Genomic DNA, 18,098 nt, shown 5'->3' with positions numbered 1-18,098 from the left:
GGGCGACTCTATACCGTGAGGAAAAGCCCATTACCCAGATCGATATCCTCATGCTCACTTGTGCCACACTTCTGGAAACCTATCCTGACCTCTGGCGGGACGCCACCCGTCATCCGTTTCTCGATCGCTGTCAGGCGGGAACCATCGAACCCCATCAGTTCAACACTTGGCTCATCCAGGATTACATCTTCGTCACGGAGTTCACTCGCTTTCTAGCCAATGGCTTAGCAGCGGCCCCGGTTTCTCATTTTGATATCCTGTTGGGGGGATTAAACGCGATCCAGGATGAGTTAGCCTGGTTTCGTAACAAAGCCGCAGAACGAGGCTTAAGCTTAGACAGTCCCCCTCAAACCACCTGTGAGACCTATTGTCAGTTGCTGGCCAGTTGGTCCGTACAACCCTATGCAGTGCAAGCCACAGCCTTATGGGCGATCGAACTCGCCTATAATCAGGGTTGGCAATTGCCGGGTGCAATGGTGTCTCCCTATGATGAGTTTGCCCAACGGTGGGGCAATCCAGGATTTACAGACTATGTTAAATACTTGGAAAAACAAGCAGACGAAAGCCTAGCCGAGGCATCAGAGACCGTTCAGCGTCAAGCGGAGGCGGTTTTTCAGGACGTGGCTCGTCAGGAGCAAGCGTTTTGGCAGATGGCATTTGTCCAAACCTCCTAACGGGATACAATCCCGTTAGGAGGTTTGGCTAGTCCGCAGAGGATTCTCCCGATTCTTCACCTTGGCCCTTGGATAACAACAAAACCTGTGATCTAGCCAATTGCGGTTCCCGCACGCTTCGCGAACGCCTTGTCCTGCCCGCTCAGAAATATCTCTCTCAATTCTCATTATCCGTTGTTCTAGTTGTCCCTTCGGCGATACTCCATGAAACTTCTCTGTTGGTTCTGGCTGGGATGGATGGGGATGGCGGGAATCTTCGCCGCCGGACTGGGGGAGGGCCGGGCGATTGCTCAACCGGCCCCACCCCAATCCCCCGAGTTACCGCCACTTCCCGATCGCCTCCCTCCCCCGAGTCCCGAGATTTTAGTTCCTCCCCTGGGCCCTCCTGAAGACCGAGAGGGGCCCTCAGAGGCAGTGGGAGAGATTCAGGTGCGGGAGATTCAGGTCTTAGGTAACACCGTCTTCTCGGCTGAGGAGTTGGCCCCCATCACCGAGGCCTATGAGGGGCGATCGCTGGTGTTTGAAGATTTAATCAACCTACGTACCCAGATTACCGACCTCTATGTAGAGAATGGTTACACCACGTCGGGTGCCTTTATTCCTCCCCAAGATGTCACCGATGGGGTAGTGCAAGTTCAGGTGGTGGAGGGACGCTTAGATCGGCTGACGATTGCAGGGGTAAGCCGCTTGTCGGAGGGCTATATTCGCCGCCGGATTGGTCGCGCGGCGGAGCCTCCTTTAAGTCTACCGGAGTTGGAACGGGCCCTACAACTGCTACAACAAGATCCGGCGATCGCCTCAGTGCGGGCGGAATTAGTGGCGGGACGGGCCCCAGGCTTGAGTGAGTTACGGCTCAATTTAACAGAAGCCTCTCCCTTTCAAGGGGGGTTACGCTTAGCCAATCGTAATTCGCCCAATGTGGGTTCCATTCGTCCCTCCGCACAATTGGAGTTTCACAGTCCCCTGGGGATTGGCGATTCTCTGTGGGGAGAATTTGGCATCACTGAAGGGGTGCGGGAGGGGGGGATGGAGTATCAGGTTCCTCTCAATTCCCAGAATACTCGTCTCTCTCTTCTTTATAGGCGGGGGCGATCGCGGGTGGTGCAGCGGCCCTTTAATGTCTTAGGAATCCGCTCGACTGAGGAAAACTGGCAGTTGGGCCTGTCTCATCCAATCTGGGAAACTCCCAATGATCAGTTTCGGCTGGGCCTGTCGTTGGGAATCGAGCGATCGCGCACCTTTATCTCTGAGGATGACCCCTTTTCCTTTTCTGAGGGTCCCCAACAGGGTCGTTCCAATTTAACCGTTTTACAATTCACCCAGGAATGGTCCTCTCGTTCCCCCGCTGAAGTGGTGGCCGCGCGATCGCAGGTTAGTCTGGGACTCGATGCGTTTAATGCAACCCGGAATCAAGATGACCCCGATGGGCAGTTTTTCGCTTGGCTGGGACAATTCCAATGGGTGCGATCGCTCTCCCCAGACACTCTCCTGATTACCCGTGTCGCCAGCCAATTATCCACTGATCCCTTGCTTCCCATTTCCCAGTTTGGCATTGGCGGCCCCGATACCGTTCGTGGTTATCTTCAAAATCAACGGGTTGGCGATAGTGGGGTGATTGCATCTGTGGAGTTTCGCTATCCCCTGATTCAAGACCCCGGAGGCTTGGGAACCTTACAAATTGCTCCGTTTTTAGATGTAGGAACCGTCTGGAATTTGGGGGGTGATCGCGAGGTTCCCACGCCTCAAACCCTCGTCGGAACTGGAGTTGGACTCCGTTGGGATGTTAACCCCGATTTATCAGCGACTCTCGATTGGGGGATTCCTTTAGTGGGAGTGGGCGATCGGGGCGACTCCCTACAGGGTAATGGCATTTATTTCTCCATAGAATATAATTTATTTTAGAGACAACAGAAAATCATCTTAAAACCTTAGCTGTGGGGATAATGGGTTGTGGTTTTTTTGCCCCAAAAATGTATCTCATTTTAGCCGATTATCTGAAGACCCGTTCAGATGTAAGTTTTGACATTTTTAGAGAGGACATTATGAGTTTTAATACCGACAAACTCGATCAGATACTCAAGGAACGGGCAACCCAGAACGAAAATCAGCGACAGGAGGTTCTTAAATCCGTTCAACACTGGCTAAATGACCATGCTGAAACCTACAGAGTTGAGCAAGCCTATATTTTTGGATCTCTGACTCGTCCCTATCAGTTTCAGCCTCATTCTGATATCGATATTGCTGTAGAACAGGTCGATCCCGAAGGGATGTTTTTGATGATTAGTTTCCTGATGACTGATATGAATCGGGATGTGGATGTGATAGAATTAAGAAAGTGCCATTTTTCCCATAAAATTCGCGAAACAGGAATCCTGTGGACGACCCCCAAAAACGCCTCTTAATCGCAGATTTGGCGGCGAATGTCTAGGGCTTTTGCCGAAGCTGACAGCCTGTTTATAGGAATTCTCAAGGCGAATTGAGACTGGAACGCAGGGCTAATAACGCCGTTCCATAGGCAGCTTCAGTCTCCAGAGAACGCGTCACCGGAACTCCCAGGCGTACCTCTCGTAGGCGCATCCAAGCAAAATTTTTTGCCCCACCTCCAGCGGTGTAAACTCGTTGTAGTTCCGTTGCCCCCAGGTTCTGTAACCGTTCATAGCCTTCAGCTTCAATTCGGGCCATACTATCGAGAAGTCCGTGAAGAAACTCTAGGGAATTGTCCGGTTTGGGGTCTAATTGTGGGGGATAGTTAGGGTCATTGATGGGGAACCGTTCCCCCGGTTGCAAGAGAGGATAATACTCTAGAGAACTGGGGCCCCTGGGGAGGCGATCGCTCAACTCCTGTAACTCGGCCTCAGAGAAAAACCGTTGTAGAACCGCCCCCCCAGTATTCGATGCACCTCCCGTGAGCCATAAATTCCCCAAACGGTGGCTATAGACTCCATAGCGGCCATCATCAACGCGCTGACAGCTGAGAAGTTTTAAGACTAACGTCGATCCGAGGGAGGTGACAGCATCCCCCGGCTGATGGGCCCCACTGGCCAGAAACGCCGCAATACTATCGGTGGTTCCTGCATGAACCCGACAGTGGCGGGGTAGGTGAAAGCGTTGGGAGATGTCTGGGGTAACTGTTCCAATGGCCGTTCCAGGGGCGACAACCTCGGGAAGGCGCGGCGTATCTTGGGGAATCCAGTCTGGATATCTCAGGGATTGCGGATCATAGCCGAGTTTCAGGCTGTTGTGATAGTCACTGATTCCTAGTTTTCCGTGGAGTCGGAAACTTAACCAGTCCGCTTGATGGAGAAAATAGGTGTTTGGCGGGAGAGACGATTGCTGACGAAACCAGATCAGTTTACTAAAACTGGAGGTACTACTGGCGGCGGGATGATGGGGGGGAACTCGCTGTTTAACCTCTGGGGAGACGGAATTGGCGCGGGAGTCGTTGTAGAGTAGGGTGTCAGAGATGGGTTGTCCCCTGTCGTCGCACAGCAGGACCGTTCCTGAGGTTCCGTTGAGGGCGATCGCCCGGAGTCCCTCCCGCCAATCCTCTGAAATCTGATCTAAAACGGTAGACAACCCCATCCACCAAGCCGCCGGGGTTTGTTGTTCCAACGGAACTCGTATCTGCCAAACTGGGGTTTTTGCCTCGTCAACCAGGATAGCCCGCACCCCAGATGTGCCAAAATCAACGCCAAGTACATATCCCATTCTGAATCTCCGTTCCTTTCCGTTCCTTCCATGACGATATTGTGGATTTAACGATCTCCATCTGTACCCATAACGGCGAAACTCGCGTACCACGAGTTCTCGATCGCCTCTGCGATTGCGCCCAAGATACCCCGGATTCGATAACCTGGGAACTCCTGATTATCGATAATTGCAGTACCGATGCAACGCCCCAAGTCTGCGACGGATATCGCGATCGCCTCCCCCTACGAGTGATCCGAGAAGGCCAAAAGGGACTTGCCTTTGCCCGCCAACGGGCGATCGAAGCCGCCCAAGGGGAACTCGTGGGCTTTCTCGACGACGACAATCTCCCTGATAGGGACTGGATTCGTCAAGCGGTGGCGTTCGGACAACAACACCCCAACGTCGGGGCCTATGGAAGTCGTATTCTCCCCGACTATAGTATCGAACCGCCCCCCAACTTTGATCGCATCGCCCCCTTTCTTGCCATCACCGATCGCGGCCCCGACGCCAGGCCCTATCCCCCCGAAAAACGACTGCTTCCCCCAGGGGCCGGATTAGTGGTGCGTCGCCAAGCCTGGTTAACCTCCGTTCCCCAGCAATTAACCCTAATCGGCCGTACCACCAACATGGCCCTAGCTTCCGAAGACTTAGAAGCCCTAGTTCACCTGCAACAGCATCACTGGGATTTGGTACGCCCCCCAGTTACGGGTTCATCACCTTATTCCCCCCTGGCGACTGCAACCGGACTATCTTTATAAACTCATGCGGGGAATTGGCCTGAGTCGGTATCGAACCCGAATGCTGAGTTTTTCCCCGATTCTGCGCCCCCTGGCCCTCATCGCCTACAGTCTCAACGACAGCCGCCGCATTCTCCGTCATCTGTTACGCCACCGCGGCCAACTGCAAGAGGATATCGTTGCCCAAGCCGAACTCCGCTTCTACATCGCTTGTCTTACCAGTCCCATTTTCTTCTGGAGGCAATACTTCTCCAACACCCCGCCAAACTAACTCATTGATCTAGTCTCAACGCTCAATTCTCAAATATTCCATGGATTTTACCGTCGCCATTTGTACTTATAACGGAGAACAGCGAGTTCCCCAAGTCTTAGACGCCTTGGCGCGACAGCAGGGAACCGAGGAGATATCCTGGGAAGTGTTGGTGGTAGATAATAATAGTGGAGATCGCACCGCTGAGGTGGTTCAAGGATATGATTGGGCCAGTCGTGCGCCGGAGAATAGCCGTTTGCGATGGCTGTTGGAACCACGACAGGGAACTGCCTACGCCCGTCGTCGGGCTATGGAAGAAGCCGCCAGCGAGGACTGGGTGGGGTTTCTCGATGATGATAATTTGCCCGGTGAAACTTGGGTGAAGGAGGCGTTTCAATTCGGCTGCGATCGCGAAGCGTGGGGGAACCGCGATCGCCCCAAAATTGGCGCCTACGGGGGGATTATCCATGCTAAACTCGATGCCCCTCCTCCCGACTATTTTGACGCCGTTAAGCTGCGTTTAGCGGTCTATAATCGCGGCGATCGCCCCTTTTGTTATGCCCGCACCGCCAAACCCCGGATTGTTCCCGCTGCACCCGGTTCGGTGATTCGTAAACAGGCCTGGCGCGAGTGTGTTCCCGAAAAATTGTTGTTACAGGGGCGAGATGAGGCGGGACAAACTTATGTGGGGGCTTGTGAGGATTTGGAAACTCTGTTTTATATCCAAAACAGTGATTGGCAGATTTGGCATAATCCCAAGATGGAAATTTGGCATCATTTACCCCCATCTCGTTTAGAACGAGACTATTTATTGAAAATTTCTCGCACGGCGGGCTTATCAAATCATGCGTTGCGGATTGCACGTTTGGGGGGGAAGGTACAGGTTTTGATGCCTCTCTATTTACTCTCGGATGGGTTAAAGTTAGGACGCTATTATCTCAAGAATTCTGGGAGTTTTGCTCAAGATGTGGCGAGGGCTTGTGAGTTTCAGGAGAGGATTGGCCGTTTATTAAGTCCCTTTTATATTTGAGAGGGATTGGTTGAGAACCACAGAGTCACGGAGGACACAGAGGGACGATGAGAGTGGCGTTTACGACGATGTATGATGTGGGCGATCGCCGCAGTTGGCCCCCGACTCAGTTGGGGTTATGTCAGGCGGGATTTGCTATGGCTCAAACTCTGCAAAATTTGGGCTGTCAGGTAGATTATGTGGGGGGATTAAGTAAAAAACGCTCTCTGGTAACGAAGTTAAAGTGGGAGTTTTATAATAAGGTTCAACAGCGTGATTATTATCGTTGGGTGGAACCGGGAATTGTGCGGGATTATGGGCTACAAGTTCAGGAGAAACTTGGTCAAATTGACTATGATATAATTTTGGCGGCGGAAAATGTGTTACCCATTGCTACCTTAAAACCCCAAAAGCCGATGGTTCTCTGGACCGATGCCCCGTTATCCGCCTTGGTTGACTATTATCCCTACATGAGTCATCTCTGTCGAGAAACGCGGCGCAATGTCTATTCCTTTGAGAAACAAGCCCTTGACCGCTGTGACAAGGTGATTTATGCCTCAGATTGGGCGGCTAATCAGGCAATTTCTACCTACAAACTGCCCTTATCTAAAGTAGAGGTAATTCCTTGGGGGGCGAATTGGTCTGAGATGCCCGATGAGGGAGAAATCCGAGGAGCAATAGCCCAACGCTCTCAAACAACCTGTGAATTATTATGGGTTGGCGTCGATTGGGAACGCAAAGGAGGAAATATCGCCTTAGCGGTGACTGAATGGCTCAATCAACATGGTCTTGAAACACAATTAAATGTTGCCGGAATGATTCCCGAAAAGATTTTAGACGAATCTCCCCATCTTCGCTATTTTGATTATTTAAATAAAGACAATCCCCAACAGTATCAACAATTAAAACAATTATTTCTTAACTCTCATTTTTTTGTATTACCAGTTCAAGCCGAAAGCTATGGTCATGTCTTTTGCGAAGCCCAAGGATTTGGACTCCCCTGCCTTACTCATGATACAGGTGGGATATCCACGATTGTTAAGCACGAAGAAACAGGGTGGATTTTTCCCAAAAACACATCAACTCAAATTTATGGAAGCTTAATACTAGAGATGTTTAAAGATGCAAAAAATTATAAAAAAACTGCTATAAAATCCCTAAAAAACTATCAAAAAAAATTAAACTGGGACAGCGCCTGTCAATCCCTTCTCAACATCCTCAAATCCTTATAAACCCTAGCCTCCGCCTCTCCTTCCCCCTCCCCCTATGAAAATTGCCTATCTTACCGAATTTAACCTAACCCAATTCAATCCCCAAACCCTACCCCGTAACAAACTCGGACATGGACAAAAATGCCGAGCCATCTTTGACGCCCTAAACCACCATCACAGCGTTATTTCAGTTCATCATCTCAACAAACAGCGAGAACACAGCGCCCTTCTCCCCAAACTCAAACGCCGCTACCATAAACTTTTTCAGAAAACCTATCTCCCTTGGACCGAACCCCAGTTTACCCGTGACTATGGACAACAACTTCAAACTGAGTGCGATCGCCTCAACCCAGACATTATCCTAACCTCCGACAGTAACCTCATTGCCTACCTCAACCTCAACCAACCCATCGCCCTCTGGACAGATACCTCCTACGCCGGTTTAATTGACCACTATCCCGGCTATCAAAACCTCTGTTCCGCCAGTCGGCGACAACTCTATGATTTGGATAAACGGGCCTATCAACGGTGTCGGGGGCTCTTTTTTGCCTCCCAGTGGGCCGCCGACATCGCCGGGGAGGCCTATCAACTTCCCTCAGACAAAATTAACGTCATTCCCTTCGGGGCCAATCTCTCCCAAGTTCCTACCTCAGCCCAAGTCGAGGCCTGGCGGCGATCGCGCCCCAAGCAACCCTGTAAACTCCTCTTTATTGGGGTAGATTGGCAACGCAAAGGGGGAGATATGGCCCTAGCGGTGGCCCAGGAACTCAATCAGCGGGGCTATCCCACCGAACTAACGCTTGTGGGCTGTCAACCGCCCCACCCCGTCCCCTCTTTCGTCCAGAGTTTGGGCTTTCTCAACCGTCAACAGCCCCAAGACGCCGCCACCCTCGATCGCCTCTTAGGGGAGTCTCACTTCCTCATACTTCCCTCGCGGGCCGAATGTTACGGCCATGTTCTCTGTGAAGCCAACGCCTTCGGGGTTCCTGTTCTCACCAGTGACGTGGGGGGAATCCCCACTGTTGTACGTCAGGGTGTCAACGGCCAACGCTTTCCCCTCGACGCCACAGCAGCGGACTATTGCAATTGGATTGAACGCCTCTTACAGGAGGGCGGCTATCAAGATTTAGCCCAAACCGCTAGACAGGAGTTTGAACAGCGTCTTAATTGGCAGGTAGGGGCCGCCACCTTGGCCCATCAGCTTGAGGGGTGGGTTTGATGGCAAAATGGTCAACATTGTCTGAATTAGGAGCTTTCCATGACCATGCTTGCACGTCTCCAAGATAGCCTTCGTCGCGGCCAGGCGCTGAAAATCATTGCTGGACTGACCAACTTCGATCGCCAGTCCGTGGCCCGCACCGTAAAAGCGGCCCATCTCGGGGGGGCGACGTTCCTGGATATCGCAGCGGATGCCGAGTTGGTGCGTTTAGCCAAATCCCTGACTGACTTACCTATCTGCGTTTCCGCTGTGGTTGCTGAGGACTTCCTCGAACCCGTCGCTGCTGGGGCTGATTTGATTGAAATTGGTAACTTTGACGCCTTCTACGCCCAAGGCCGTCGCTTTGAAGCCCCCGAAGTGCTGGAACTGACTCGGGCCACCCGCGCCCTTCTGCCTGAGATTACCCTCTCGGTGACGGTTCCCCATATCTTGCCCCTCGATGAACAAGTCCGTCTGGCAGAAGCCTTGGTTGAGGCTGGGGCCGATTTAATCCAAACCGAAGGGGGAACCAGTAGCCAACCTAGCCATGGGGGAACCCTGGGCCTGATTGAGAAAGCGGCCCCCACCCTGGCCGCCGCTGCTGAGATTTCTCGAGCAGTGTCGGTTCCCGTTCTCTGCGCCTCCGGGATTTCCAATGTCACCGCACCTCTGGCTATTGCAGCGGGGGCCGCTGGTGTAGGCGTGGGATCGGCTGTTAACCGCCTCGAAAGTGAGATTGAGGCCATCGCCGCTGTGCGGGGCCTCGTTGAGGCCCTTGAGGGAGTTAACCATCCCGTCGTCCGCATCTAATCCGCATCTAAGTTCACCTCACTCCGACTCTGGCGGCCGTTGTGCGTGAACTGGCCGCCGGGTGAAGCCTCAGGAAACCTTCAATTTATCGGCATTTCCTGAGGCTTATCAAAATTTTTTATCAGCAGGATTGTTAATTATTATCAGGCGCGATCGCCCCCTTGCTGGGGGATTGCCCGACTCTAACCCTTAGAGTGACCATCGCCTGTCTGGAGGTTTGACTAAATTTAGCAATCAAAATAGATCGCCAAAGTGTGAAATATATCTTAAGATTATTGTATTCGATGGGCTAGTTCACGAGAGACTAGCTACAAAAAGCAAAATTTAACAGGAAAAAGGAGAACTTTTATGGCATTAGTCCCCATGCGTCTGCTGCTCGACCACGCAGCGGAAAACGGTTACGGTATCCCCGCATACAACGTCAATAATATGGAGCAGATCCTGGCAATCATGGAGGCTGCCAACGAAACCAACAGCCCCGTGATTCTTCAGGCTTCTCGCGGCGCCCGTAAGTATGCTGGTGAAAACTTCCTCCGTCACCTGGTGATGGCTGCGGTAGAAACCTACCCCCATATTCCCATCGTGATGCACCAAGATCACGGGAATGGCCCCGCCACCTGCTACTCTGCTATCCGCAATGGCTTTACCAGCGTCATGATGGATGGTTCCTTGGAAGAGGATGCCAAAACCCCTGCTAGCTTTGAGTACAACGTCAATGTCACTAAAACTGTGGTTGACGTAGCTCACTCCGTTGGTGTCAGCGTTGAAGGTGAACTCGGTTGCCTCGGTTCCCTCGAAACCGGTAAAGGCGACAAAGAAGATGGCCACGGCGCCGAAGGTGTTTTGACTCGTGAGCAACTCCTGACTGATCCCGATGAAGCCGTTGAGTTCGTTGAGCGCACTCAAGTCGATGCTCTCGCGGTTGCCATCGGAACCAGCCACGGTGCTTACAAGTTCACCCGCAAACCCACTGGTGAAATTCTAGCAATCAGCCGCATTGAAGAAATCCACAGCCGTCTCCCCAACACCCACTTGGTGATGCACGGTTCGTCCTCCGTTCCTCAGGAATGGCTGGATATGATTAACCAATACGGTGGTGCTATCCCCGAAACCTACGGTGTGCCTCTCGAAGAAATTCAAAAAGGCATCAAGAGCGGTGTTCGCAAGGTTAACATCGACACCGACAACCGCTTGGCGATTACTGCCGCTATTCGGGAAGCGGCTGCGAAGGATCCCTCCAACTTCGATCCTCGCCACTTCATGAAGCCTTCGATTAAGTACATGAAGCAAGTCTGTGCCAAACGCTATGATGCCTTCGGTACGGCTGGTAATGCGACCAAAATCAAGCAAATTCCTCTCGATGAGTTTGCGGCGAAGTATGCCAGTGGTGAATTGGCTGCGAAAACCAAGTCTGCGGTTTCTGCGTAGTTTGGCAGCCTCGTCTAACTAGATGGATGGTTTAGCGACCATCTCTAACTAGATTGTTTAAGGGTAGTACAATGGTGCTACCCTTTTTTGTTTGGGAGAACCCACCCCGCCCTGTCGGGCACCCCTCCCAAGAGGGGATTGGGGACTTTGGATTGGTTGGGGGGACTCTGGAGAGAAGGCTTGACAGACTTTGCCCTTAAATAGTATAAAGTCTCAATAAGTAATGCGAAACGATCTCTAGTGAGTCTGGTAGAAAAGAAGGCTGGGTTAGGTTATCTCGGGAGACTGGGTTTTTGTTCCGGAGATTAAACCGGCAACCTTGCTGCCAGAGTTCCTAGGGTCTTAACTACAATCATTTCTAGTTTTGCGCTCCTCAACCTCTAGTGTCTCCTGCGATCGCCCCCCTATGACTGATACGATTCTCCAGCTTGATGGCTTAACCAAGCATTATCCTCAGATAGCCGTTCCGGCAGTGGATACGGTCAATTTGTCTCTAGAAAAAGGGCAGATTCTCTCTCTGCTGGGGCCCTCAGGTTGTGGTAAAACGACTCTATTGCGCTTGATTGCTGGCTTTGAACGACCCAATGAAGGTCAGATTGTCTTGGAGAACCGAGCCATTGCCGGCCGGGGGCGCTGGGTTCCTCCAGAGAAGCGGAATCTGGGCATGGTGTTTCAGGAATATGCCCTATTCCCTCATCTGACGGTAGCGGATAATATTGCTTTTGGCTTGAAGAAGCGACAACTCAGGAGCGGCGAGATTAAGAATCGGGTGGCTGAGGCCTTGAGTTTGGTGGAACTCGATGGACTTCAGAACCGCTATCCTCACCAACTTTCGGGGGGACAACGGCAACGTGAGTTTGGTGGAACTCGATGGACTTCAGAACCGCTATCCTCACCAACTTTCGGGGGGACAACGGCAACGGGTGGCCCTAGCGCGGGCCCTGGCTCCTCGGCCGGTGTTGATGCTGTTGGATGAGCCTCTGAGTAATCTGTGTGGCCCTAGCGCGGGCCCTGGCTCCTCGGCCGGTGTTGATGCTGTTGGATGAGCCTCTGAGTAATCTGGATGTGCGAGTACGCCTCTATTTGCGCCATGAGATTCGCGCCATTCTCAAGAAAACTGGCATGACGGCGGTGTTTGTGACTCATGATTGCGAAGAAGCCATGTCCATCTCCGATGTGGTGGGGGTGATGCGTCAGGGACGATTGGAACAGATGGATACCCCTGAAGCCATTTATCGTGAACCGGCTTCGCGGTTTGTAGCCGAGTTTGTGACTCAGGCGAATTTCTTGCAGGCCCGTCGTTCGGGGAGTGAGTGGGAGACGGAATTGGGTCGCTTTTCTGTGGCGGCCACGGGGGAACTTTCCGGGGAACTCGGGGATGTGATGATTCGTGAGGAAGATGTCATCGTGCAGCTAGATGAGTCGGGAGAGGTACAGGTGCGCGATCGCCAGTTCCTGGGCCGGGAACATCGCTATTGTCTGCAAATGCCCTCGGGCCAATGTGTTCACGCCCGCAGTCATGAGATATTAGGGCTGCCGATTGGCGCACGAGTTAAAGTCCAGATTCCTCAGGAGGCGGCCCGGGTGTTTCCGCCGGCCCATCGGGAGTTGACGGCCTCGGTAAAATAACCCCCAGGCTGTGGGGGATGGCTCGGGGAGTGCGATCGCGCGATCTCAGTCGTTCGATTCCCTGAACCACTAATTGCGTCGAGCCACCCCCATCTAACATCATGATCTCTTGAGCGCCCAGGGCCCGCAAGACCCGGGCCGCTCGCAGTTGGGTGGCCGCCGGGGAGTTGAAAATCCAGAGAGTTTCTGAGGTTCCGTCTTGGTTGCGATCGCCCACCCCGATAAAGGTTCGCCCCACGGCCCGTTTAATGCCTTTGTCGGCCCATTCGTCTAAGCCAACGAGGAGATTGGGAATTGGCGAAAACAGGGGATTCTCAGGATAGCCGACTTCTGGAAAGGGCAAAATCTGGGCCTGCTGGCCCTGAATCATCAGCATTTTCTTTTCTCCGGGATATTCCCCTAATCCCGCATAACCGCCACTGTAGATAATCCCGTCAGCCTTGAGGGGAAATGCCAGTTGTAGGGGCTGAGAGCCAAAAAACTGACCATTGGTGACCGAAAAGGCGCGATCGCCCCAACGCTCTTCTAAATCCTGCCAATGGACTTGTATCGGTTGCGGGTCAATGGAGACACTGACCCCAGTATCATATTGGGGGAGGTTGCCCAAGTCATCGGCTCCTTCCCCCCAATCTTGGACATGACGGGGGTCGAACAATTGTAGGGACACCCCAGCACTTAAGTCCAGTTCCTGAACCCAATCAACGCCATTACCATAAAGCCGTAGGCCCGGTTCCTGGCGGATCACCTTAAATTTATAGGGGGGGTCTGTTGACAGGGAAACCGTTGCCAACAGGGTTGTGGTGAGGGTAAAGGCGATGAAAGCTGTCAATTGGGGTCTCTTTGTTTTAGTCTGGTGAGAGGACTAGCCCTTGAGGTTGTCCTCTCAGGTTCCGAATCTCTCGATTGTAGGAGAGTTGTCTTGAAACACGCAACGCGGCCTGGCCCATCGTCTCAGTCCCCTCCCCCCACCATGGTTGATGACATTCCCGAAGCACTACGCGATCGCCCCCTTGAACGTCCCTCGGGGACTTCAACCACCTCAGAAGCAGCGGGGATGCCCCTTCTTTTCCTTATCTTTGCCCTCACGGCCAGCGTCGCCCTGGGGGGGTTAGGTTGGTATCTTTGGCAAAATCAGGAGCAAATCGCTCCTTTGGCGGAGTCGACTCCTGCTTCCCCCGAGGAAATGACCCCAGCCAGGGAGGGAACTGCCACTGAAAATCCCAATCTCTTAGGGCATCTCCCCTACGAAGAAGCCCCTCCTGAGGACTTGCGATCGATTGTCTCTGACAATACCATCAAGCTACGGTCAGCGGCAGCGGAGGCCTATTTAGACATGGAAGCGGCGGCCCGGGCTGATGGGGTTTGGCTGATGCCCCTTTCAGGATTTCGCTCCATCGAAGATCAGGAATATCTCTTTTTTGAGATTAAAGCTCGACGGGGACAAGTCCCGGCACAACGGGCAGAAGTCAGCGCCCCTCCGGGACATAGTGAACATCATACCGGCTATGCCATTGATATTGGGGATGCCGATGTCCCGGCGACCAATCTATCTCCTGACTTTGAGAATACGGCGGCCTTTAAGTGGTTACGAGATAATGCTGCCTATTTTAGTTTTGAGTTATCCTTTCCTCGGGATAATCCTCAAAATATCGCCTATGAACCCTGGCACTGGCGTTTTGTGGGCGATCGGCATAGTTTAGAAACCTTCTATAAAGCCCGAGAACTGTTCGAGGATGGAGAATTGGAAGATTTTGATAGATAATTCTCGATTGTTTAAACAACTTTTATATGAGCAAAAAAGCTAGTCATGAATGAGCACCTCAAAAAACATCTAGACTCTGTCAAACAACAGTTTGAGCGGTCTCCTTATCCTCGTCAACCCCTTGAAAAAACTCCAAAAGATAATCCAAGTTATCTTTATAGGCATCATTTTGCCAGTGCCTATTATCATCGTAATCAGCAGGTAATTGACCCGAAGGACAAGCTGATTTTAGATGCTGGATGTGGCAGTGGCTACAAGGCGCTGGCTTTGGCCCATGCCAATCCCGGAGCCAAGATTGTCGGGATTGATTTCTCCGAAGAATCCGTGAAGTTGGCCCGAACTCGTTTGGAGTATCACGGCATTGAAAATGTCCAATTCGAGGCCATGGCGATCGAAGACATCGCCAGTCTGGGGATGAAGTTTGACTATATCAACTGTGATGAGGTGCTGTACTTGCTCCCAGACCCCGAAGCGGGACTCGCGGCACTCAAATCGGTTCTGAAGCCTCAGGGGATTATTCGCGGCAACCTCCACAGTGCCTTTCAGCGGGTGAACTTCTTCCGGGCCCAGAAGCTCTTTAAGATGATGGGGCTGATGGAGGATGATGTCACGGATGAGATGGCCATGGAACTCTCTCAAGAGACCATGGAGGCCCTGCGAGACTCCGTCGATCTTAAAAAAAAGGTGTGGAACTCACGAATTAAGGATAATCCTGAGGGCCTACTTGCCAATTACCTATTACGAGAAGATCGCGGTTACACCGTCCCCGATCTCTTTGAGCTACTTGGGAAGACTGATCTAGAATTCATCAGTATGTTCAATTGGCGGCAGTGGAATCCGTTTGACCTCTTTGTCGAGGAGGACAAGTTACCTGCCTTCCTGGGGATGAGCTTACCGGCCACCTCCATTGAGGAACGGTTACACCTCTACGAACTTCTCAATCCCATTCACCGTCTTCTGGATTTCTGGGTCGGACATCCTGGCGGGGGATGTGAGTGGTTACCACCGGGAGAATGGGATAGTCCAACATGGAACTTGGCCCGGGTTCACCTGCATCCCCTCTTACAGACGGACTCAACCCGTAGCCAACTTGAGGCTTGCCTTCAGCACTATCAAGCCTTCTGCATTAGTGAACAGTTGCCGATTCCTGGGGTAGGCAAGGTCATGATTGACAGTACGACAGCAGCTTGTCTATTACCACTGTTCAGCGGCTCTCAGGGGTTCACGACTCTCCTGGAGTTCTTCAAGGAACTTCGTCCCCGTAATCCGGTCACCGGTGAGGCTACCTCCGACAAGGAAGCGTTTGCCGCAGTTCGCGGTCTGCTACAAAGTCTAGAATCCCTCTCGTTAGTCTTTCTCTCGTTAGAATGACCGAGGGCCAAGGCTTAGGTAGATTGGCGGTCTTTGAAAAAAAATATTTGCTGGGGGTGATATGAAATCTGCGCGACCTGGGTATGTTATATCCAGAAGCGGGAAAAAAGCATTCACCCCAAGCCTGAAGGAGAAGCAATCATGAAAACTGCATTTCAAACCAAGTTCATCCAACACCTGAGCAACCGCAAAGGTAAAGACGAGGGTTTCACCCTAATTGAACTTCTGGTCGTTATTATCATTATCGGTATTTTGGCAGCTATCGCTCTGCCTTCGTTCCTAAACCAAGCGGCAAAAGCCAGACAGTCCGAAGCGAAAAACGCCGTTGGTGCTGTTATGCGTCAGCAACAAGCTCACCGTCTGGAAAATGGTAAGTTTGCAGACGACTTTGATGAACTCAAAATCGGTCTGCCTGAGAAGACTGATAACTACCAGTACACCATCAACACAGCTGACACCTCTAAAACTATTGTTGAGGCCGTTCCTGAAGACCCCGACGTTCTCCTCGCTTATGCAGGCGGAGTCTTCGTAACTGATGCTGGTCAAACTGCGGCAGGTGCTTGTCAGACGGAAGAACCCTCTGCTAACGCTCCCGCACCCACTGGTGTTAACGCTGAAGGAACCGTTGACTGCCCCGGTGGTTCTGAACCTATGAAATAGGGCTTGGGGTAGTTGTCTAGCTTGATCAGTTAGATGATTCCTTAAGGGGTTGAGTTACTTAGGTGACTCAACCCCTTTTTGCTGTTTCCCAAGCCGTGAAGGATCAAAGCTGGTAAACTATTCCGCCTCAATGGGGATTCCCCCTAACTACGACTCGTCCCACTTTAGCCCCTAGCCACTCCGGTGTTCTGTCGTTAGAGTGGACTGGACAGCATTTTCCAGTTGAGTCAGAGATGAGTACGTTAGAGTTTCAGGATGACTTTAGTGAAGTCTTAGAACGAGCCTTAACGGACTATGAGAGTGTCCTAAAAGAGCTTGAAGAGAGTGAGGAGAAGGAGCGATCGCCCTCTACCGATACCTGCTTGCAGATTTTGCTGCTACGGGACAAGATTCAAACCCAAGTCACCCGAGAGCATCCCCCCTCCACACAGGCGGCTCTGCGGCTGATTTCCCTCGATGAACGCCTCAGCGAACAGGGGGGACTCATTGCCCAAACCCTGCCCTTAGACAAATTTCGTGACCTAATCGATCCCCCCGAATCAGCCTGGTGGTGGTACGTTCAGCCCCCCGAGGAAATTCATCCCTGGGATACCTTCAATTGGCTCTGGGAACTCTTAACGGTTCCTATCCTCGCCTCAAATTTTGCCCTGGTTGCTGCCATTTCCTCTCGCTTCTTGGCGGGTGGCCCTGATGCGATTGGCGCTTTTGCCACCATCGGACAGGGCCTTATTGCCCTGTTGGCGGCGGGTGCACCCCTGAGTAAAGTGGGACAACAGGTGATCGAGCGATCGCTGACGGGGTTCAATCTGCCCAAATATTTATGGCATGAAGCCAAATTAACGCTGGCTTTAGCGGTCTTCCTGGGATTATTGGGATTCCAAGCCTATTTACCCAATATTGCCCGGTTTTACGTCCGACGGGGGATCGCCGCTCAACGGCAGTTTCAAACTACCCTCGCCTTAGCTCAGTTCCAACGGGCCTTAGAACTCGATCCCAACAATATGGAAGCTCATTTCCGCTTAGGAAACATTTATGAAGACTTACTCGAATTTGATAAAGCCCAAGCCGAATATCGAGTCGCGTTGCTCGGCGACTGTATCGAAGCCTATAATAACTTAGGCCGTCTTTATATTGTCCAGTCTGAGGATTATACCGGCGCTGCGGCCTTGTTGAGACAGGGACAGTTGAAATTGGAAAACCGTGAGACTATCGAGATTAAATACTGTTCGTCAGCGAGTCTTCCGGCGATCGAATATATCTTTTTAAAGAATCTTGGCTGGGCGCGGTTGATGCAAGATCGACCTTTTGAAGCTGAGAGCGAACTCAGGAAAGCGCTGGAAATTAACCCCCAAGACGCTTCCCCCCACTGCTTGTTAGCCCAGGCTTTAGAAGCTCAAAACAAACAGCCTGCGGCGGTTTTAGAGCAATGGCAACAGTGTTATGCGTTGGCTCGGGGATTTAATTCTGAAGAAGATACTTGGCTGGATCTGGCCCGCCAGCGACTGTCTCAAGCGGAGTCTGAAGACGTTGATTCGTCTGGTGTGCCCGCTGAGAAAAGCGATCGAGATCCCTAAAATCGACCTGAGACTTAAGATGACATTTTTTGTTTATCGGTTATAACAGAGGGTGAATTAGATGGAAAGTTCTCATACATCCAAGCATTTCGCTC

At 52.0% G+C, this 18,098-nt stretch carries 16 protein-coding genes and 1 pseudogene; 15 read left to right on the top strand and 2 right to left on the bottom strand.

Annotated elements, in window-relative coordinates:
• Positions 1–50: 50 nt before the first annotated feature.
• The 3 genes from L855_RS04655 to L855_RS04645 all read left to right on the top strand — a co-directional run bounded on the left by L855_RS04655 (position 51) and on the right by L855_RS04645 (position 3,076).
• Entirely contained in the window at positions 51–674 is a 624-nt protein-coding gene (locus L855_RS04655) for a TenA family protein (RefSeq protein ID WP_159784787.1), read from the top strand.
• Between the two features lie 204 nt (positions 675–878).
• On the top strand, positions 879–2,576 hold the full coding sequence (locus L855_RS04650) for a ShlB/FhaC/HecB family hemolysin secretion/activation protein (protein WP_246198732.1): 1,698 nt from the start codon (positions 879–881) through the stop codon (positions 2,574–2,576).
• Positions 2,577–2,716: 140 nt separating this feature from the next.
• The gene (locus L855_RS04645; RefSeq protein WP_219729867.1) at positions 2,717–3,076 is read left to right on the top strand and encodes a nucleotidyltransferase family protein; all 360 of its coding nucleotides are present in this window, start codon (positions 2,717–2,719) and stop codon (positions 3,074–3,076) included.
• 64 nt (positions 3,077–3,140) lie between these two features.
• On the opposite strand, the gene L855_RS04640 is transcribed toward L855_RS04645, so the two are convergent.
• A complete protein-coding gene (locus L855_RS04640; protein WP_159784784.1) occupies positions 3,141–4,382 on the bottom strand; it encodes an FGGY-family carbohydrate kinase in 1,242 nt (413 codons plus the stop codon).
• Between the two features lie 41 nt (positions 4,383–4,423).
• Between L855_RS04640 and L855_RS04635 the strand changes: the two genes are divergently transcribed.
• The 8 genes and pseudogenes from L855_RS04635 to L855_RS04605 form a co-directional block, all read left to right on the top strand.
• Positions 4,424–5,122, top strand: coding sequence for a glycosyltransferase (locus L855_RS04635; RefSeq protein ID WP_246198731.1), 699 nt, complete (start codon positions 4,424–4,426; stop codon positions 5,120–5,122).
• Positions 5,123–5,126: 4 nt separating this feature from the next.
• Positions 5,127–5,372, top strand: a complete 246-nt coding sequence (locus L855_RS21680) for a hypothetical protein (RefSeq protein WP_246198730.1) — start codon at positions 5,127–5,129, stop codon at positions 5,370–5,372.
• A gap of 40 nt (positions 5,373–5,412) precedes the next feature.
• Entirely contained in the window at positions 5,413–6,381 is a 969-nt protein-coding gene (gene hpsE, locus L855_RS04630) for a hormogonium polysaccharide biosynthesis glycosyltransferase HpsE (protein ID WP_159784781.1), read from the top strand.
• 47 nt (positions 6,382–6,428) lie between these two features.
• Positions 6,429–7,592, top strand: a complete 1,164-nt coding sequence (locus tag L855_RS04625) for a glycosyltransferase family 4 protein (RefSeq protein ID WP_159784778.1) — start codon at positions 6,429–6,431, stop codon at positions 7,590–7,592.
• A gap of 34 nt (positions 7,593–7,626) precedes the next feature.
• Entirely contained in the window at positions 7,627–8,790 is a 1,164-nt protein-coding gene (locus L855_RS04620; protein WP_159784776.1) for a glycosyltransferase family 4 protein, read from the top strand.
• 39 nt (positions 8,791–8,829) lie between these two features.
• On the top strand, positions 8,830–9,579 hold the full coding sequence (locus tag L855_RS04615) for a DUF561 domain-containing protein (protein ID WP_159784773.1): 750 nt from the start codon (positions 8,830–8,832) through the stop codon (positions 9,577–9,579).
• Between the two features lie 348 nt (positions 9,580–9,927).
• Positions 9,928–11,007, top strand: a complete 1,080-nt coding sequence (gene fba, locus L855_RS04610; protein WP_159784770.1) for a class II fructose-bisphosphate aldolase — start codon at positions 9,928–9,930, stop codon at positions 11,005–11,007.
• Positions 11,008–11,397: 390 nt separating this feature from the next.
• A pseudogene (locus L855_RS04605) lies at positions 11,398–12,633 on the top strand (ABC transporter ATP-binding protein); the annotation flags it as partial.
• On the opposite strand, the gene L855_RS04600 reads toward L855_RS04605, so the two are convergent.
• Entirely contained in the window at positions 12,560–13,465 is a 906-nt protein-coding gene (locus tag L855_RS04600; protein ID WP_159784766.1) for a phosphodiester glycosidase family protein, read from the bottom strand. The pseudogene L855_RS04605 and the gene L855_RS04600 sit on opposite strands and share 74 nt — an antisense overlap.
• Before the next feature lie 141 nt (positions 13,466–13,606).
• On the opposite strand from L855_RS04600, the gene L855_RS04595 reads away from it, so the two are divergent.
• From L855_RS04595 to L855_RS04580, 4 genes are all read left to right on the top strand, one after another.
• Positions 13,607–14,398: a M15 family metallopeptidase gene (locus tag L855_RS04595; RefSeq protein WP_159784763.1), complete on the top strand. Its 792-nt coding sequence runs from the start codon at positions 13,607–13,609 to the stop codon at positions 14,396–14,398.
• A 45-nt stretch (positions 14,399–14,443) separates the two neighbouring features.
• Positions 14,444–15,769: a class I SAM-dependent methyltransferase gene (locus tag L855_RS04590; protein ID WP_159784760.1), complete on the top strand. Its 1,326-nt coding sequence runs from the start codon at positions 14,444–14,446 to the stop codon at positions 15,767–15,769.
• A gap of 141 nt (positions 15,770–15,910) precedes the next feature.
• Positions 15,911–16,429: a type IV pilin-like G/H family protein gene (locus L855_RS04585; RefSeq protein WP_159784757.1), complete on the top strand. Its 519-nt coding sequence runs from the start codon at positions 15,911–15,913 to the stop codon at positions 16,427–16,429.
• Positions 16,430–16,662: 233 nt separating this feature from the next.
• Positions 16,663–18,003: a tetratricopeptide repeat protein gene (locus L855_RS04580; protein ID WP_159784755.1), complete on the top strand. Its 1,341-nt coding sequence runs from the start codon at positions 16,663–16,665 to the stop codon at positions 18,001–18,003.
• Positions 18,004–18,098: the final 95 nt, after the last annotated feature.

This window comes from Sodalinema gerasimenkoae IPPAS B-353 (assembly GCF_009846485.1).
Classification (GTDB): Bacteria; Cyanobacteriota; Cyanobacteriia; order Cyanobacteriales; family Geitlerinemataceae; genus Sodalinema; species Sodalinema gerasimenkoae.
Note: the sequence above shows the minus strand (reverse complement) of the source record. Positions and strands in the feature narration are given on the sequence as shown.

Bases quoted from the DNA above. Each gene is read 5' to 3' on its own strand.
- L855_RS04625 (WP_159784778.1), top strand. From the start codon at position 6,429: ATGAGAGTGGCGTTTACGACGATGTATGATGTGGGCGATCGCCGCAGT.
- hpsE (WP_159784781.1), top strand. From the start codon at position 5,413: ATGGATTTTACCGTCGCCATTTGTACTTATAACGGAGAACAGCGAGTT.
- L855_RS04620 (WP_159784776.1), top strand. From the start codon at position 7,627: ATGAAAATTGCCTATCTTACCGAATTTAACCTAACCCAATTCAATCCC.
- L855_RS04580 (WP_159784755.1), top strand. From the start codon at position 16,663: ATGAGTACGTTAGAGTTTCAGGATGACTTTAGTGAAGTCTTAGAACGA.
- fba (WP_159784770.1), top strand. From the start codon at position 9,928: ATGGCATTAGTCCCCATGCGTCTGCTGCTCGACCACGCAGCGGAAAAC.
- L855_RS04615 (WP_159784773.1), top strand. From the start codon at position 8,830: ATGACCATGCTTGCACGTCTCCAAGATAGCCTTCGTCGCGGCCAGGCG.
- L855_RS04590 (WP_159784760.1), top strand. From the start codon at position 14,444: ATGAATGAGCACCTCAAAAAACATCTAGACTCTGTCAAACAACAGTTT.
- L855_RS21680 (WP_246198730.1), top strand. From the start codon at position 5,127: ATGCGGGGAATTGGCCTGAGTCGGTATCGAACCCGAATGCTGAGTTTT.
- L855_RS04585 (WP_159784757.1), top strand. From the start codon at position 15,911: ATGAAAACTGCATTTCAAACCAAGTTCATCCAACACCTGAGCAACCGC.
- L855_RS04595 (WP_159784763.1), top strand. From the start codon at position 13,607: ATGGTTGATGACATTCCCGAAGCACTACGCGATCGCCCCCTTGAACGT.
- L855_RS04645 (WP_219729867.1), top strand. From the start codon at position 2,717: ATGAGTTTTAATACCGACAAACTCGATCAGATACTCAAGGAACGGGCA.
- L855_RS04640 (WP_159784784.1), bottom strand. From the start codon at position 4,382: ATGGGATATGTACTTGGCGTTGATTTTGGCACATCTGGGGTGCGGGCT.
- L855_RS04650 (WP_246198732.1), top strand. From the start codon at position 879: ATGAAACTTCTCTGTTGGTTCTGGCTGGGATGGATGGGGATGGCGGGA.
- L855_RS04655 (WP_159784787.1), top strand. From the start codon at position 51: ATGCTCACTTGTGCCACACTTCTGGAAACCTATCCTGACCTCTGGCGG.